The following is a 14,942-nucleotide window of genomic DNA, read 5'->3' on the forward strand; positions in this document are numbered from 1 at the left end:
TCCCTCGACACAAAGGCGTCCTCGATGACGCATGTGTCAGCGGGGTCTCCGGAGTGCCGGGACAAGGGCATTTGCCCGTCTTCCACGAAATAACTCCGCGAGAAGAGCAACAATGCACAAGCACCCCAACACCCCCCGGATGCTGCGGTGGCGCCCCGCCGCCGCAGCTCTGGCGGCAACTGTCGCCGCCACGGCCTTCCTCGCCGTGCCCTCGGCGCAGGCCAACGAGCCGTCGGATCCGCCGTCGAGCACCCAGATGCCGGCACCGGCCCCGGGTTTCCCGCTGCCCACCGACCACAGCCAGAAGGCCTACGACCCGGCAGCGGACTTCACCTCCAAGTGGACCCGCGCCGACGCCAAACAGATCATGGCGCAGAGCGATTCCACCGTTTCGCCGGGCCAGAACTCCATGAGCCCCGACGTCACCATGCCGGAGATCCCCGAGGACTTCCCCGCCATGAACGACGACGTGTGGGTCTGGGACACCTGGTCGCTGACCGACGAGAACGCCAACCAGATCAGCTACAAGGGCTACGACGTGATCTTCTCGCTGGTCGCTGACCGGCACGCAGGCTACGGCTTCGACCAGCGCCACTGGAACGCCCGCATCGGTTACTTCTTCCGCAAGACCAACGCTGACCCGGCCAAGGACAAGTGGAACTACGGCGGACACCTGTTCCTGGACAACACCTCGATCGGGAACACCGAGTGGTCCGGTTCCACGCGCCTGATGCAGGGCGACCAGGTGAACGTCTTCTACACGGCCACCACATTCCACGACGTTGCCGAGCGCAACGCCGGCGGCGGCGGCATCGCGCCGGACGCGGCCATCGCCAAGGCGCTCGGCAAGATCCACGCCGACAAGAACGGTGTCACGTTCGACGGCTTCAAGCACACCAAGCTGCTTGAACCGGATGGAAAGCTGTACCAGACCAAGGCGCAGAACCCTGGCTTCGCGTTCCGCGACCCCTACACCTTTGCCGACCCGGCCCACCCGGGCAAGACCTTCATGGTCTTCGAAGGCAACACCGGCGGCAACCGCGGCGACTACGAGTGCAAGGCCGAAGACCTTGGCTACAAGCCGGGCGACGCTAACGCCGAGAAGGTAAGCGACGTCCAGAGCAGCGGCGCCTACTACCAGACCGCCAACGTGGGCCTGGCCGTGGCGGACAACAAGGACCTGACCAAGTGGCACTTCCTGCCGCCCATCCTGTCCGCCAACTGCGTCAACGACCAGACCGAGCGTCCGCAGATCTTCATCCAGAACGAAAACGGCAAGAACAAGTACTACCTGTTCACCATCAGCCACCAGTTCACCTACGCGGCAGGAATGCGCGGCCCCGACGGCGTGTACGGCTTCGTCGGCAACGGCGTTCGCTCCGACTACCAGCCCATGAACAACAGCGGCCTGGCCCTGGGATCCCCCACCGACCTGAACCTGCCCGCCAACAACCCGAGCGGCAACCTGTCCGCCCAGCAGAACGGCCGCCAGTTCCAGGCGTACTCGCACTACGTGCAGCCGGGCGGCCTGGTCCAGTCCTTCATCGACAACGTGAACGGCGTCCGCGGCGGCTCCCTGTCGCCCACCGTGAAGATCAACTTCCGGGACGGCGTGTCCAAGGTTGACCGCACCTTCGGCAAGAACGGCCTCGGCCCGTTCGGCTACCTGCCCACCAACGTCAACGTGGGCGGCAACGGCCTCTACAAGTAGGCCCATTTGAAGCAGTAAACGGGAGGCGTCCGGAACCAGTCCGGGCGCCTCCTGCTGCGTCTCCTCTTCCGTATATAAGGAGCGTTGGGGGAGCGTGACTGCAAAGTCGGACCCGTCTGTCAACTTGGAAACGCGCGCTCCGGCCGGGCTAGACTCGCACGCCGGGGGACGGGGCAGGCGTTCTCCGGCTGCCCAGCCAGGCCGCTCCAGCGGCAAAACCACTCCAGGAATGGAAACCGTGAAACTTCTTGCCCGCCCGCTGTACGCCACCGCCCTTCTTGCCGCCGCGGCACTCACCGCCTGCTCGGCGCCTGCCTCCGGCAGTGCGCCGTCGGCCTCTGAAACGTCGACGACGGCGGCCGGCAGCGCCGCTCCCACCCCCTCCGGCAGCGCGGCGTCGGGCCCGTACGGCGGCTACGCCTCGGCGGCCGAAGCCTGCGACGCCATCTCCACGCAGGCCACGGGCGCGTCCCTGCTGCCGCTCTCGGCTGCGCAGGGGAAGACGGCGGAACTGGAGCAGAAGAAGGCGGAACTGGCCGAAACTGCAGGGCGGGTGCCGGAAGCGCTCAAGGCGGACTTCGCGCGGCTGAACGAGGTGGCCTTGGCGGGCCTGTCGGACCAGAGCGTGTATTCCAACGGCGAATTCGAAGCGGCCATGGCCCCCGTGACCAGCTGGCTGTCCGCGAACTGCCAGTAGCGGCCGCACACGGGGACCCGGCGTTCCGGGCCGGGGTGAGCGGGCCCCTGACGTTGTCCTGCCTAAGGGATAGGGTTGTGTTCAACAGAAGGGGAGTGCTGATGGAATACCAGAATCCACAAACCGCCGGCGTTCGCGCGGACCCTGCCCTGACGCCGGTTGCAGCCGGCGGGCGGACCGTCATCTCCGAAACCGCCGTGGCCAAAGTTGCCGGAATCGCGGCCCGGGCCGTGCCCGGCGTGTACTCCCTGGGTACCGGCTCCTCCAGGGCGCTCGGCGCCATCAGGGACGCGGTGGGCAGCTCCGATCACGCCGCGGGCGTCCATGCCGAGGTCGGGGAAACCCAGGTGGCAGTGGACATCACCCTTGTGGCGGTCTACGGAACTCCACTGCATGCCCTGGCCAACCAGGTACGCGCAAGTGTCTACGCCGCCGTCGAGAAGCTGGTCGGTCTCCAGGTCATTGAAGTGAACGTCGAGATCAACGACGTCTACATCGCGCCACCGGTGAAGCCGGCCGGTGCGTCCGCCGTCGCTGAGAGGGAGGCGGTCCTGTGAGCCCCACGGTGGTCGGAATCGCGGTCGGCGCCTTCGTGGCGTTCATGTCACTCCAGTTCGGCCTCTGGGGCTTCCTGATTTCCCTGCTGTTCATGGGAATCGGTGCGCTCCTGGGCCGCGCCGCGGAAGGGAAACTGGACCTGCGCAGCGTCATCGATGCCATCAGCGGCCGGCGCTCATCCTCATGAACGGTGCAGCCCACATGAAGGTGCAGCCCACATGAACGGGGCAACCGGCCTGAGCCATGCAGCCGAAACCCCCGCGCCCGGCCGGCAGTACAGCGGGCACAACAGAATCAGCACCCAGGCCCTCACCAGCCTGGCCAAAGCTGCCGCGGCGGAGGCGCTCGGTATCCACGCCCACGACGTGCGTGCTGACTGGACGGACGACGACGGTCTGCTGGCCTTGTCCCTCGTCGCCCCGATCAGGGTTCCCAGCCTGGCGGCCGTCCTGCGGGACCCGGGACGCGTCCAGGCCCTCGGCGGCTCCATCTGGGAAAGAACAGTGCACGCCAGGGCCGGCATCCTCAGCACAGTGACCGAACTCAGCGGCGCAAGGCTGAGCAGGGTGGACATCCGCATCAGCGGTGCCCACGTCACGGAAGGGGGCAGGGTGCAGTGAGCTCCGTCGTCGAACAGCACCATGAAGCCGGCGGGGAGCCGGTGCAGGACGGCTCCGGTGCGGCGCATGCCGCCGCCATTGACATGCGGCGCGTCCTGCACCGGGAGACCCATTCCTCACGTGCCGTCGCAGCGGTCATCGCCGGCGCGCTGGTCATTGCACTGTGCCTGTACGTCCTCCTGGAATCCGCGGTGCGCGCCATCGGCCAGCCGCCCTGGCTTATCGATCCGCAGACCGCCGCCGAACGGATCACGGCGCTGCCCTCAGGCGTGCCGCCGCTGCTGCTGGGCGCCGCCGGAGCCGTGACGGCGGCAGTGGGCCTCTTCTTCTTCCTGAGCGCGGTCCTGCCCGGGCGCCGGGCCAGGCATCTGCTGGAAAACCGGCGGATCGCCGTCGTGGTGGATGATGAAGTGATCGCTGCGGCCCTCGCCCGGCGCGCCCGCCTCGCCGCCAACGTCACGCAGGAACAGGTCATGGTGGTGGTCTCCCAGCGCCAGGTGGTTGTCAATGTCCGTCCCACCTCCGGTGTGCCGGTCAGCGAAAACGCCATTCTGCAGGCAGTGGAGGACGAACTGCAGGCGATGGGCCCCTCACCCATGCCCCAGGTGACGGTCAATCTGTCCACCTCCGGGGTGGTGGGCGCATGAACAGCACTCCCAGGCTTCTCAACCGGATCCTGCTCGGCATTCTGGGCTTCAAACTGCTGGTGATTGGCGTGCTGCTCATCCTTCTGGCCGCCGTGCCCGGCGTCGCGGGATGGTGGCATTCCTGGTCCGGAAGTGTGTCGGACAGCGCTGCCACCATCTTCGAAGGGACGCAGTTCCCCGGCCGTCAGGGAAGCTGGCTGTGGATCGTCCTGGTCCTGGCGGTGGTGCTGCTGATCGTCCTCATGGTCGCCTGGATCGCCCAGCAGGGCAAGGGCCGCACCGACCTCCTGCTGGCGGCCGAGGATCCGGGCGGCGTTCCCGGCGATATCCGGATCGGCGGGGGAGTGGCCGAGCAGGCACTGAAGAATGCGCTGGCCGAGCGTCCCGATCTCGCCGGAGCATCGGTTTCGATCTATGACGTCAAGGGCCAGCCGGCACTGAAGCTCCGGCTGCACCCGCGGCCCGGCGTTTCTCCGCAGGCTGTCGCGGCCGAAGCCGCCGACCTCGTTGACGCCCTCAGCGCCGTGGTGGGCCAGCGGACGCCGGTCCTGGTGCACATTGCGGCAGGCGCGCGGACCCGCTTCAGCCGTGCTGAGCGGGTCCGCTAGCCCCGCCGGCTATCCGGCCACCAGGTATGCCGCGCTGTTGGGCGCCACCACGGCCTCATCGGCGCCGGCTTCCGGCGCGCCCGGTTCTTCAGCGCTCGACAGAGCCACCCGATAACCCCGGGGCACGGGCACGGGCTCCGCACCCGTGTTGGCAATCACCAGGACATCGGAGTTGTGAAAGGCCAGGACGCCCCGTTCGGGATCGTGGCTGTCCGCCCAGCGGAATGTTCCGGATCCCAGTCCGCGGCTCCGGCGAAGAGCCAGCGCAGAGCGGTACAGCTCCAATGTGGAGCCTTTGACCCCGTCTTGCCGGTCGGCGGCAAGATTCCCGAAAGCCTCGGGCTGGGGCAGCCACGGCGCCGCCGGATCGGGCGCCGTGGAGGCTGCAGCGAAGCCGTACCCGGGCGCCGCGGATTTCCAGGGCAGCGGCACCCGGCAGCCGTCACGCCCGCGCTCGACGCCGTTGGTCCGGAAGAACGTCGGGTCCTGCCGGGCCTCGGCGGGCAGCGAGGTGTGCTCGGGCAGGCCAAGCTCCTCGCCCTGGTAGATATAGGCGGAGCCGGGCAGGGCCAGGGACACCAGCGTGGCAGCCCTTGCGCGGGCGAGACCGAGTTCCGCGTCAGGCTGCTCATCCTCAGCGGCAATGCCCTTCGGGAAGGTGGTGGGGTCCTTCAGGCCGAAGCGGCTCGGATGGCGCACGGTGTCGTGGTTGCTCAGGACCCACGTGGACGGCGCGCCCACGGAGGCGGCTGCCTCAAGGGAATCCTCGATTGCTACGGCCATCCGCCGGGCGTCCCAGCCGGCCAGGAGGAAGTCGAAGTTGAAGGCCTGCTGCATCTCGTCCGGGCGGATGTACCTCGCCAGCCGCTCCGCCGGTTCAACCCACGCCTCGGCCACCAGCATGCGGTCGCCGTCGTACGCGGCCAGCACCCGGTTCCAGTCGCGGTAGATTTCGTGCACCCCGTCCTGGTCAAAGAACGGCGACGGCGGGTACAGCGGCGATACGGGCTCATGCTCGGCGCCGCCAGCGGCGCCGTCCCCGGAATCGCCGGCCGGGGACGAATGTGCCGTATGCGGTTCAACTGCCTCTCCGTGGGCGCCCGGGGGATCGGTCACGTGGCCGGTTTCGGCGGAGCCCTCAACCATGGCTGCCACGCCTTCCCAGTCCGGAAGCCCGGCCTCCTTCACCATGCCGTGCGCCACGTCCACCCGGAAGCCGTCCACGCCCCGGTCCAGCCAGAACCGCAGCACGGAGCGCATCTCCTCCCAGACCTCGGGGTTTTCCCAGTTGAGGTCCGGCTGCTTCGTGTCGAACAGGTGCAGGTACCAGTCGCCGGGCGTGGCGTCCGCATTCATGGTCCGCGTCCAGGCCGGCCCGCCAAAGATGGACTTCCAGTTGTTCGGGGCGACATTTCCGTCGCCGGAGCCGGGAACCTCGTCCTTGCCCGGCCGGAACATATAACGTTCCCGCGCGGCTGAACCGGGCTCCGCGGCGAGGGCTTCCTGGAACCACTCGTGTTCGTCCGAGGTGTGGTTGGGCACCAGGTCCACGATCACTTTCAGGCCACGGCGGTGGGCCTCCGCCAGCATGGCGTCGAAGTCCGCGAGCGTGCCGAAGACGGGGTCCACCTGCCGGTAATCCGCCACGTCGTAGCCGCCGTCCGCCTGCGGCGACTTGTAAAACGGTGAAAGCCAGACGGCGTCGACCCCCAGCTGCTCCAGGTAGGGCAGGCGTGCCGTGACGCCGGGCAGGTCGCCCATGCCGTCGCCGTTGCCGTCAGAGAAGGAGCGGGGGTAGATCTGGTAGACGACCGCGTGCGCCCACCACGCTGCTGTGTCGGAAGCCGGCGTGCTGATCGGGCTGTGGGTCATGGTTGCCTCTCCGGTAACAATTAGGTGTAAACGCTTGCATATCTTCGGGCAACGTTACTAGTGTGACAGTCACCACATCAACCGCACGATTGATTTCCATGTCACTCAGCGAGGAGTCTCCAGCCAATGAAAACCCCTAAGTTCTTACTCCCGGTTGCCACTGCCGGCGTGCTCGCCCTGACCCTGTCCGCCTGTGGCGGCGGCGGGGGCGGCACCACAGGCGGCGGCGGTGGTGCCGGGGGCGGCGACGCTGCCAACAACCTTGATGGCCGCGGCCCCATTACGTATGTGCAGGGCAAGGACAACAGCAACGTCGTCCGCCCGCTGATCGAGAAGTGGAACGCCGCCCATCCGAACGAGAAGGTGACCTTCAAGGAGCAGACGGACCAGGCGGACCAGCAGCACGATGACATCGTGCAGCACTTCCAGGCCAAGGATGCCAGCTACGACGTCGTGGATGTGGATGTCGTCTGGACCGCAGAGTTCGCGGCCAAGGGATGGCTCCAGCCGCTCAAGGACAAGATGGCCTTCGACACCAGCGCCATGCTGAAGCCGACCGTCGACAGCGCCACGTACAAGGGAACGCTCTACGCGGCCCCGCAGACCTCCGACGGCGCCCTGCTCTACTACCGCAAGGACCTGGTTCCCAACCCGCCTAAGACGTGGGACGAAATGATGGGCATGTGCTCCATCGCCAAGGAGAACAAGATCGGCTGCTACGCCGGACAGTTCAGCAAGTATGAGGGCCTGACCGTCAACGCGTCGGAGGCCATCAACTCCGCCGGCGGTTCCGTCCTGGATGCCGATGGCAAGCCCAGCCTGAACACTGACCAGGCCAAGGCCGGCCTGGAGAACCTGGCCAAGGCCTACGCCGACGGAAACATCCCGAAGGAAGCCATCACCTTCCAGGAGGAGGCAAGCCGCCAGGCCTTCCAGGACGGAAAGCTCCTCTTCCTGCGCAACTGGCCCTACGTGTACAACCTGGCCACGACCGAAGGATCATCCAAGGTGAAGGACAAGCTGGGCATCGCACCGATCCCCGGCAAGGACGGCCCCGGTGCCTCCTCGCTGGGCGGACACAGCCTGGCCGTCAGCGTCTACTCCAAGAACAAGGCCACGGCCCTGGACTTCCTGAAGTTCATGACCTCAGAGGAAACCGAGAAGTTCTACGCCACGCAGGGTTCGCTGGCACCGGTGCTCGGGTCGCTCTACACGGACCAGACCCTGGTGAAGAAGCTCCCGTACCTGCCCGTGCTGAAGACCTCCATCGAGAACGCCGTGCCGCGTCCGGTCAGCCCGTTCTACCCGGCGGTCACCAAGGCGATCCAGGAGAACGCGTACTCGGCCATCAAGGGTGAGAAGCCCGTGGACACTGCACTGTCTGACATGCAGAAGTCCATCGAATCCGCCGGTGCAGGATCATAGTTCTGCCATGGCAACCGAAGTAGGCTCGACGCCGGTCAAGGCACCGGCGTCGGGCGGCACCCCGGTCCACCACGGCCCCAAGGGCGTGGGTGAGGACAACAAGATTCTCAGCCAGGGCAAGTGGGCCACATGGCTCCTCGCCCCGACCATCATCGCCCTTGCCGTGGTGATCGTTTACCCGATCATCAGTGCAATCGTGATGTCCTTCCAGAAGGATGCCGGCCTTGACCCCGCCACCGGCCTGTTCACGGCGGGCGGCCCGGCCGGCGTCCAGAACTACGTCAACTGGCTCGCCCAGCAGTGTTCGGCCCCGGCCGGCGGAACGGTTGCGTGCCCGCCGGGCACCCTCGGTTCGCAGTTCTGGTCCGCAACGGCCACCACCTTCTTCTTCACCGTGGTGACCGTGGCCTTCGAGACCGTCCTTGGTTTCTGGATGGCCATGATCATGGCCCGCAGCTTCAAGGGCCGGAGCATGGTCCGCGCCGCTGTGCTCGTTCCGTGGGCCATCCCCACCGCCGTCACCGCGAAGCTCTGGTTCTTCATCTTCGCCTTCGAGGGCATCGCCAACAAGCTGTTCAACACCTCGATCCTGTGGACCGGCAGCGAATGGCCGGCGAAGTGGGCAGTGGTCATCGCGGACGTCTGGAAGACCACCCCGTTCATGGCCCTGCTGATCCTCGCCGGACTCCAGATGATCCCGGCCGAGGTTTACGAGGCCGCCAAGGTGGACGGCGCCTCCGCCTGGCAGCGCTTCCGGCTCATCACGCTGCCGCTCGTGAAGCCCGCCCTGATGGTGGCCATCCTGTTCCGGACACTGGACGCACTTCGCATGTTCGACCTCCCGTACATCCTCACGGGCGGCGCGAACAACACCACCACGCTGTCCATCCTGGTGATCAACCAAATCAGACAAGGGTTCAATGCCGCCGCGGCGTTGTCGACCATCACGTTCATCATCATCTTTCTTGTCGCGTTCATCTTTGTCCGGTTCCTCGGCGCAAATGTTGTTGAACAGAGCGGCGCCACAGGTAAGGGGAAGAAATGACCGCCGCGACATCCTCCGCAGCAACCCTGCGCGCGGAGCAGGACCGAGGCCGCCGCAAGGCGCAGAACAAGGAACGCTGGGCGCAGGGCAGGACCTACATCAGCGCCGCCGTCATCCTGATCTGGTGCCTGGCGCCGGCGTACTGGATGGTGGTGACCGCATTCCGCGAGGTGGGTTTCACCTACGACACCTCGATCCTGCCCACCCACGTCACGCTGGACAACTTCAGGACCGCGTTCGACACCTCCTTCGGGAACCGGTTCGGCCAGGCCCTGCTCAACAGCGTCTTCATCGGCGGTGTCGTCACCCTGGTGTCGCTGATCATCGGTGTGTTCGCGGCGTATGCGCTCGCCCGGCTGAACTTCCGTGGCAAGTTCCTGGTGCTCGGCTTCATCCTGGGAGCCTCCATGTTCCCCGGCGTTGCCCTGATCACCCCGCTGTTCCAGCTCTTCACCAACATCGGCTGGATGGGCACGTACCAGGCGCTGATCATTCCGAACATTTCGTTCGTCCTGCCGCTGACCGTCTACACCATGACCTCCTTCTTCCGGGAGATGCCATGGGAGCTGGAGGAGTCGGCCCGGGTGGACGGCTGCACGCAGGGGCAGGCCTTCCGCAAGGTCATCATGCCCCTCGCGGCGCCGGCCATCTTCACCACGGCGATCCTGGCCTTCATTTCCTCGTGGAATGAGTTCCTCATCGCCAGCCAGCTCTCCAGCGACGCAACCCAGCCGGTGACCGTGGCAATCGCCAACTTCGCCGGTGCCCAGCCAAACCAGATCCCCTACACGGCCATCATGGCCGCCGGCACCATCGTCACCATTCCGCTGGTCATCCTGGTGCTGGTGTTCCAGCGCAAGATCGTGGCCGGCCTGACGGCGGGCGCTGTCAAGTGACGCACGGAGCAGCACCACAGAACAGGAAGCCGGAAGCGGCCACGCACAGGCGTGTCCGCTCCGGCGAGGACTTCGACATCATCATCGGGTTCCTCGGCTTCTGGGCCGTGGTGCTGCTCGTCGTCACCGTCTGGATGGAGGTGACGGCGCAGCCCGCGCTCGGCTGGGCGCTTGGGCTGCTGGCCACCCTGCTGGCGCTGTACGGGATGGTCAGGCTCCGCCGGCGCCTGCCCGCCCGCACGGCCACCCGCCGCAAGTGATGCCAGGCGGGACTAAAATGGATTCTTGCCGCCGCGGGAAGATGCGGCGGAAATCTGCATGAGGACTTAGAGAGGACATCGTGGCGCGCACTACTGAAAGGGCACAGCGCGGTGGCCACTCAGGAGTCAGTATCGAAGACGTGGCCGCGGCCGCAGGTGTTTCCACCGCCACCGTATCCCGTGCCGTGCGCGGCCTGCCGCGTGTTTCACCGGCAACCCGGGAAAAGATCCTGGAGGTGGCCACGGAGCTGGGCTACGTTGCCTCGTCCTCGGCGTCGGGCCTGGCCACCGGGCGCACCAAGACCATCGGGGTGCTGGCCCCGTTTGTGAGCCGGTGGTTCTTCTCGAAGGCCATCGAGGGCGCGGACCGCGAACTGCACGCCCGGCAGTACAACCTTTCCCTCTTCAACCTCGGGGGCCACGGCAGCCACCGCGAGCGGCTCTTCAGCAAGACCATGGTCTACAAGCAGATCGACGCGCTGCTGGTGCTCTGTATGGCGCTGACCCGCGACGAGCTGGACCACCTGCAGAAAATCGACATTCCGCTCGTGGTGGTGGGCGGCCACGTGGAGGAGTGCGCCTACATCGGCATCGACGACTACGCGGCAGCCTCCACGGCCGTCAAGCACCTGATCGAACTCGGCCACCGGGACATCGCGCTGCTGCACGGCGACGACGAAACGGACCTGAACTTCGATGTTCCCCGGGTGCGCATCCTGGCCTTCCAGGACGTCATGACGGCCGCGGGCCTGGAAGTCCGGCCCGAGTGGGACGAATGGGGCGACTTCACCGTCCGCAGCGGCCAGGAGGCGTTCCGCCGGCTGTGGGCCCAGCCCGGGGAGAAGCCGACGGCCATCTTCTGCGCGTCCGATGAAATGGCGATGGGCGTCATCTTCGAAGCGAACCGGGTCGGGGTCCGGGTTCCGGAGGACCTGTCCGTGATCGGCATCGACGACCACGACTTCTCCGACGCCATCGGCCTCACCACGGTGGGGCAGCGGCCCGACGAGCAGGCTGAGCTTGGCACCAAGATGCTGCTCGACGAACTCCTGGGGATGACCGGGTCGGTGAAGTCCTCCGTGGCGCCCCACCGCCTGATCGTCAGACGCACGACGGCGCCGCCCCGGTCCTCCTGACGGCCACCGCCATCGGTTGCTCCGTAACTGCCGTTTTGGGCGGCCAAAACGGCAGTTATGGAGCAATCGATGAGATGTGCCGGCCTACGAAGCGCGCGCCAGCTGCCGGATCGGGATCCAGCGCGACGCGAGCCGGCGGTAGGCTGCCGCAGCGCCGGTCATATCCCCCTCAGCGAGGCACTCGATGCCCAGCCGCACGTCCATGGGGGAGTCATCCGGGTAAACCTTATCCGCCACTGCGCCGTAGTCCAGCTCCACCATGGAGCCGGCATGGAAGAGCTCAAGCCATTCGGTCAGCTGCGTGAGGTCGTCGAGCATATCCAGGTCCGGGGCCGCGAGGGCCAGATTCGCGACGGCGTAGCGCACGCGGTCGAGGGCGTCGGAGATGGGTGCCCACACACGGACGGTGAGGATCCTGCCGCCGGCCTCGATGACGTCCTGCGGGTCGGACTCGAGGAACAGTGAAAACCAGCTGAAGGGGATGCCCCAGGTGGAGGCCCGGGTATGCACCCGGGTGATGCCGTCGCGGGCGTTGACCAGGTCGATGCGCTCCTGGTGCCTGTCCCGCTGCTCCTCGGGGATCAGCAGCTCGGCCAGCGGCCCGTGGATGCCTTCGATCAGCGCGTTGGCCGCCAACCCGGCCCGAAGCACCAGCTGGCTGGGGCAGTACAGCAGCGCCACGCCGTCGGCCGTTTCCTCCGCGGAGCCTTCCTTGGCGGCACCCTCCACGGGGACGCCGGGGGCGCGGGTGACCCGCACCAGATCTGTCCGCCCCGTGGGGAACGGATCACCGCCGGGCCGGGTAATCCGGCCCAGCGACGCCTGCAGTTCCGCGTTCTCCACCGCGGCGCGGGACACCGCCCGCTCACCGGCTGACTTTATGGCGGCGCGCTGGTCCTCCGGGAACGCTTCCAGCGGCTCATAAACGCGCAGGGTAGAGGAAAAAGGCAACCCGGCCTGGCCGCGGTAGAGGTTGCCCGTCATGAAAACCTGCCTGTCATCAGCCGTCAGCCCCTATCAGTCGGTCAGTTCCACAATCACCGGTGCGTGGTCGGATGCGCCCTTGCCCTTGCGTTCCTCCCGGTCGATCGACGCGCCGGACACCCGCGCGGCGAGCGCAGGGGAGGCGAGCACGAAGTCGATCCGCATGCCCTCCTTCTTCGGAAAGCGCAGCTGGGTGTAGTCCCAGTACGTGTAGACGCCCGGGCCGGGGGTGTGGGGACGGACGACGTCGGAGTACCCTGCGGACTCGAACGCGCGGAATGCGGCGCGCTCCGGTTCGCTGACGTGAGTGTAACCCTGGGTGAGGAACAGGTCGATGTCCCAGACGTCGTCGTCCGTGGGGGCGATGTTCCAGTCGCCCATCAGCGCCACCTGCGCGGACGGGTCCGCTGAGATCCAGCCGGCCGCGTGGTCCTTGAGGGAATCCAGCCACTTGAGCTTGTAGGGCATGTGTTCGTCGTCGAGCGAGCGGCCGTTGGGGACGTACAGGCTCCAGACACGCACGCCGCCGCAGGTGGCGGCCATGGCGCGGGCTTCCTGCACGGGATCCTTGCCGGCCTTGCCGAAGTGCGGCTGGTCGGTGAAGCCGCGTTCGACGTCGTCCAGGCCCACCCGGGATGCGATGGCCACGCCGTTCCACTGGTTAAGGCCGTAGTGCGCCACCTCGTAGCCCATGCGCTCGAAGAGCTCCCACGGAAAGTTGTCGTCCTTGCACTTGGTTTCCTGAATGGCCAGGACGTCACAGTCGGAGCGCTGCAGCCACGCCTCCACACGGTCGGCACGGGCACGCAGCGAGTTCACATTCCAGGTAGCTATCTTCACAGTCCTAACTTACCGAACTTGGGCGCGGATGGGACTCCCGATGAACGGGGCCGGCCCCGCCTTTGGGGACTCTGGAATTTAGTAGGAAGTCCGAGTAGATTCAGCACAAAGATGACCGGGGTCATGCAAAGGAGCATCCATGGTTCGCGAACTTTCCCACTACATTGGCGGCCGCCGGGTGGACGGAACGTCCGGCCGGTACGGCGACGTCTTCGACCCCTGCACCGGGGAGGTCCAGGCGAAGGTGCCGCTGGCGGGCACCGAAGAAGTCCGGAACGCCGTGGCCAACGCCGAAAAGGCCCAGCCGGAATGGGGCCCCATGAACGCCCAGCGGCGCGGCCGCATCCTGCTCAGGTTCGTGGACCTCGTGAACCAGAACATGGACGAGCTCGCCGCCCTCCTGTCGTCGGAACACGGGAAGACCCTCGCCGATGCCAGGGGCGACATCCAGCGCGGCATCGAGGTGGTGGAGTTCGCCGCCGGAGCCCCGCATCTTCTCAAGGGCGAGTTCTCCGATGACGCCGGCTCGGGCATCGACGTCCACTCCATGCGCCAGCCGCTGGGTGTTGTCGCAGGCATCACGCCCTTCAATTTCCCCGCCATGATCCCGCTGTGGAAGTCCGGGCCCGCACTCGCGGCAGGCAACGCCTTCATCCTCAAGCCGTCCGAACGCGACCCCTCCGTGCCGCTGCGGCTGGCCGAGCTCTACTCCGAGGCGGGAGTCCCGGACGGCGTTTTCAACGTGGTCAACGGCGACAAGGAAGCGGTGGATGCGCTGCTTGAGGACGATCGCGTCCAGGCGGTCGGATTCGTGGGGTCCACCCCGATCGCCCAGTACATCTATGCCACAGCGGCGGCGCACGGCAAGCGCGCCCAGTGCTTCGGCGGTGCGAAGAACCACATGGTGATCATGCCGGACGCCGATTTGGACATGGCCGCGGATGCCCTAATCGGGGCCGGTTACGGGTCGGCCGGTGAACGCTGCATGGCGGTGTCCGTGGCCGTCCCCGTGGGGGAGGAAACCGCCAACAACCTGGTTGCCCGGCTGCAGGAGCGGATCAAGTCCCTGAAGGTGGGGCACAGCCTGGCGGAGGACTCCGACTTCGGACCGGTGGTGACGCCGGCAGCGAAGGAGCGGATCGAAAGCTACATTAAATCCGGTGAAGAGGACGGCGCCTCGCTTCTGGTGGACGGCCGCGGGCTGAGCGTCGACGGCTATGACGGCGGCTTCTGGATTGGCCCCACACTGTTCGACCACGTCACCAAGGACATGAAGATCTACCGGGAGGAGATCTTCGGCCCCGTGCTCAGCGTCCTCCGCGCCTCCGACTACGACGAGGCCCTCCGGCTTTGCAGCGAGCACGAATTCGGCAACGGCGTGGCCATCTTCACCCGCGACGGGGACGCCGCCCGGGACTTCGCCAGCAGGGTGCAGGTGGGGATGGTGGGCATCAACGTCCCCATTCCGGTGCCCATTGCCTACTACACGTTCGGCGGCTGGAAGGCATCCGGGTTCGGGGACCTCAACCAGCACGGCGCGGACGCGTTCCGCTTCTACACCAAGACCAAGACCGTCACCTCGCGCTGGCCCTCCGGCATCCGGCAGGGCGCCAGCTTCATCATGCCGGAAGGAAGCTGATGAC

16 protein-coding genes are annotated in these 14,942 nt (G+C 66.7%); 13 read left to right on the forward strand and 3 right to left on the reverse strand.

Annotated elements, in window-relative coordinates; genetic code table 11:
* Positions 1-112: 112 nt before the first annotated feature.
* The 7 genes from ACFUTU_RS09675 (at position 113) to ACFUTU_RS09705 (ending at position 4,841) form a co-directional block, all read left to right on the forward strand.
* Positions 113-1,711: a glycoside hydrolase family 68 protein gene (locus ACFUTU_RS09675; RefSeq protein WP_377963589.1), complete on the forward strand. Its 1,599-nt coding sequence runs from the start codon at positions 113-115 to the stop codon at positions 1,709-1,711.
* Positions 1,712-1,940: 229 nt separating this feature from the next.
* Positions 1,941-2,408 carry a hypothetical protein gene (locus ACFUTU_RS09680; RefSeq protein WP_377963592.1) on the forward strand — a complete coding sequence of 156 codons (468 nt, stop codon included), beginning with the start codon at positions 1,941-1,943 and terminating at the stop codon, positions 2,406-2,408.
* A 101-nt stretch (positions 2,409-2,509) separates the two neighbouring features.
* On the forward strand, positions 2,510-2,965 hold the full coding sequence (locus ACFUTU_RS09685; RefSeq protein ID WP_377963594.1) for an Asp23/Gls24 family envelope stress response protein: 456 nt from the start codon (positions 2,510-2,512) through the stop codon (positions 2,963-2,965).
* Complete coding sequence (locus ACFUTU_RS09690) at positions 2,962-3,153, forward strand: DUF2273 domain-containing protein (protein ID WP_003799126.1); 192 nt, start codon at positions 2,962-2,964, stop codon at positions 3,151-3,153. Before ACFUTU_RS09685 ends, ACFUTU_RS09690 begins: the two co-directional genes overlap by 4 nt.
* A 31-nt stretch (positions 3,154-3,184) precedes the next feature.
* Entirely contained in the window at positions 3,185-3,586 is a 402-nt protein-coding gene (locus tag ACFUTU_RS09695; protein ID WP_377963596.1) for a hypothetical protein, read from the forward strand.
* Positions 3,583-4,233: a DUF6286 domain-containing protein gene (locus ACFUTU_RS09700; RefSeq protein WP_377963598.1), complete on the forward strand. Its 651-nt coding sequence runs from the start codon at positions 3,583-3,585 to the stop codon at positions 4,231-4,233. Before ACFUTU_RS09695 ends, ACFUTU_RS09700 begins: the two co-directional genes overlap by 4 nt.
* Positions 4,230-4,841, forward strand: coding sequence for a hypothetical protein (locus ACFUTU_RS09705; RefSeq protein ID WP_377963600.1), 612 nt, complete (start codon positions 4,230-4,232; stop codon positions 4,839-4,841). The genes ACFUTU_RS09700 and ACFUTU_RS09705 overlap by 4 nt, the downstream gene beginning before the upstream one ends.
* A 9-nt stretch (positions 4,842-4,850) precedes the next feature.
* On the opposite strand, the gene ACFUTU_RS09710 is transcribed toward ACFUTU_RS09705, so the two are convergent.
* Positions 4,851-6,713 carry an alpha-amylase family glycosyl hydrolase gene (locus tag ACFUTU_RS09710; RefSeq protein ID WP_377963602.1) on the reverse strand — a complete coding sequence of 621 codons (1,863 nt, stop codon included), beginning with the start codon at positions 6,711-6,713 and terminating at the stop codon, positions 4,851-4,853.
* Between the two features lie 126 nt (positions 6,714-6,839).
* Between ACFUTU_RS09710 and ACFUTU_RS09715 the strand changes: the two genes are divergently transcribed.
* From ACFUTU_RS09715 to ACFUTU_RS09735, 5 genes are all read left to right on the forward strand, one after another.
* Entirely contained in the window at positions 6,840-8,138 is a 1,299-nt protein-coding gene (locus tag ACFUTU_RS09715) for an ABC transporter substrate-binding protein (RefSeq protein ID WP_377963604.1), read from the forward strand.
* Positions 8,139-8,145: 7 nt separating this feature from the next.
* Positions 8,146-9,183: a carbohydrate ABC transporter permease gene (locus ACFUTU_RS09720; protein ID WP_377963606.1), complete on the forward strand. Its 1,038-nt coding sequence runs from the start codon at positions 8,146-8,148 to the stop codon at positions 9,181-9,183.
* Positions 9,180-10,079 carry a carbohydrate ABC transporter permease gene (locus tag ACFUTU_RS09725; protein ID WP_377963608.1) on the forward strand — a complete coding sequence of 300 codons (900 nt, stop codon included), beginning with the start codon at positions 9,180-9,182 and terminating at the stop codon, positions 10,077-10,079. The genes ACFUTU_RS09720 and ACFUTU_RS09725 overlap by 4 nt, the downstream gene beginning before the upstream one ends.
* Positions 10,076-10,339: a hypothetical protein gene (locus tag ACFUTU_RS09730; RefSeq protein WP_377963610.1), complete on the forward strand. Its 264-nt coding sequence runs from the start codon at positions 10,076-10,078 to the stop codon at positions 10,337-10,339. The genes ACFUTU_RS09725 and ACFUTU_RS09730 overlap by 4 nt, the downstream gene beginning before the upstream one ends.
* Before the next feature lie 80 nt (positions 10,340-10,419).
* Positions 10,420-11,475, forward strand: a complete 1,056-nt coding sequence (locus ACFUTU_RS09735; protein ID WP_377963612.1) for a LacI family DNA-binding transcriptional regulator — start codon at positions 10,420-10,422, stop codon at positions 11,473-11,475.
* A gap of 84 nt (positions 11,476-11,559) precedes the next feature.
* Here ACFUTU_RS09735 and ACFUTU_RS09740 read toward each other — a convergent pair whose 3' ends face one another.
* Positions 11,560-12,459 carry a hypothetical protein gene (locus tag ACFUTU_RS09740; RefSeq protein ID WP_377963614.1) on the reverse strand — a complete coding sequence of 300 codons (900 nt, stop codon included), beginning with the start codon at positions 12,457-12,459 and terminating at the stop codon, positions 11,560-11,562.
* Positions 12,460-12,492: 33 nt separating this feature from the next.
* The gene (locus ACFUTU_RS09745; protein ID WP_377963616.1) at positions 12,493-13,299 is read right to left on the reverse strand and encodes an exodeoxyribonuclease III; all 807 of its coding nucleotides are present in this window, start codon (positions 13,297-13,299) and stop codon (positions 12,493-12,495) included.
* Between the two features lie 139 nt (positions 13,300-13,438).
* Here ACFUTU_RS09745 and ACFUTU_RS09750 point away from each other — a divergent pair, with 139 nt between their 5' ends.
* Positions 13,439-14,938 carry a CoA-acylating methylmalonate-semialdehyde dehydrogenase gene (locus ACFUTU_RS09750; protein WP_377963618.1) on the forward strand — a complete coding sequence of 500 codons (1,500 nt, stop codon included), beginning with the start codon at positions 13,439-13,441 and terminating at the stop codon, positions 14,936-14,938.
* The last annotated feature ends 4 nt before the right edge of the window (positions 14,939-14,942 follow it).

The organism is Arthrobacter sp. NPDC057388 (assembly GCF_042668165.1).
Classification (GTDB): Bacteria; Actinomycetota; Actinomycetes; order Actinomycetales; family Micrococcaceae; genus Arthrobacter.

Bases quoted from the DNA above. Each gene is read 5' to 3' on its own strand.
- ACFUTU_RS09675 (WP_377963589.1), top strand. From the start codon at position 113: ATGCACAAGCACCCCAACACCCCCCGGATGCTGCGGTGGCGCCCCGCC.
- ACFUTU_RS09680 (WP_377963592.1), top strand. From the start codon at position 1,941: ATGGAAACCGTGAAACTTCTTGCCCGCCCGCTGTACGCCACCGCCCTT.
- ACFUTU_RS09685 (WP_377963594.1), top strand. From the start codon at position 2,510: ATGGAATACCAGAATCCACAAACCGCCGGCGTTCGCGCGGACCCTGCC.
- ACFUTU_RS09695 (WP_377963596.1), top strand. From the start codon at position 3,185: ATGAACGGGGCAACCGGCCTGAGCCATGCAGCCGAAACCCCCGCGCCC.
- ACFUTU_RS09705 (WP_377963600.1), top strand. From the start codon at position 4,230: ATGAACAGCACTCCCAGGCTTCTCAACCGGATCCTGCTCGGCATTCTG.
- ACFUTU_RS09710 (WP_377963602.1), bottom strand. From the start codon at position 6,713: ATGACCCACAGCCCGATCAGCACGCCGGCTTCCGACACAGCAGCGTGG.
- ACFUTU_RS09715 (WP_377963604.1), top strand. From the start codon at position 6,840: ATGAAAACCCCTAAGTTCTTACTCCCGGTTGCCACTGCCGGCGTGCTC.
- ACFUTU_RS09720 (WP_377963606.1), top strand. From the start codon at position 8,146: ATGGCAACCGAAGTAGGCTCGACGCCGGTCAAGGCACCGGCGTCGGGC.
- ACFUTU_RS09725 (WP_377963608.1), top strand. From the start codon at position 9,180: ATGACCGCCGCGACATCCTCCGCAGCAACCCTGCGCGCGGAGCAGGAC.
- ACFUTU_RS09740 (WP_377963614.1), bottom strand. From the start codon at position 12,459: ATGACGGGCAACCTCTACCGCGGCCAGGCCGGGTTGCCTTTTTCCTCT.
- ACFUTU_RS09750 (WP_377963618.1), top strand. From the start codon at position 13,439: ATGGTTCGCGAACTTTCCCACTACATTGGCGGCCGCCGGGTGGACGGA.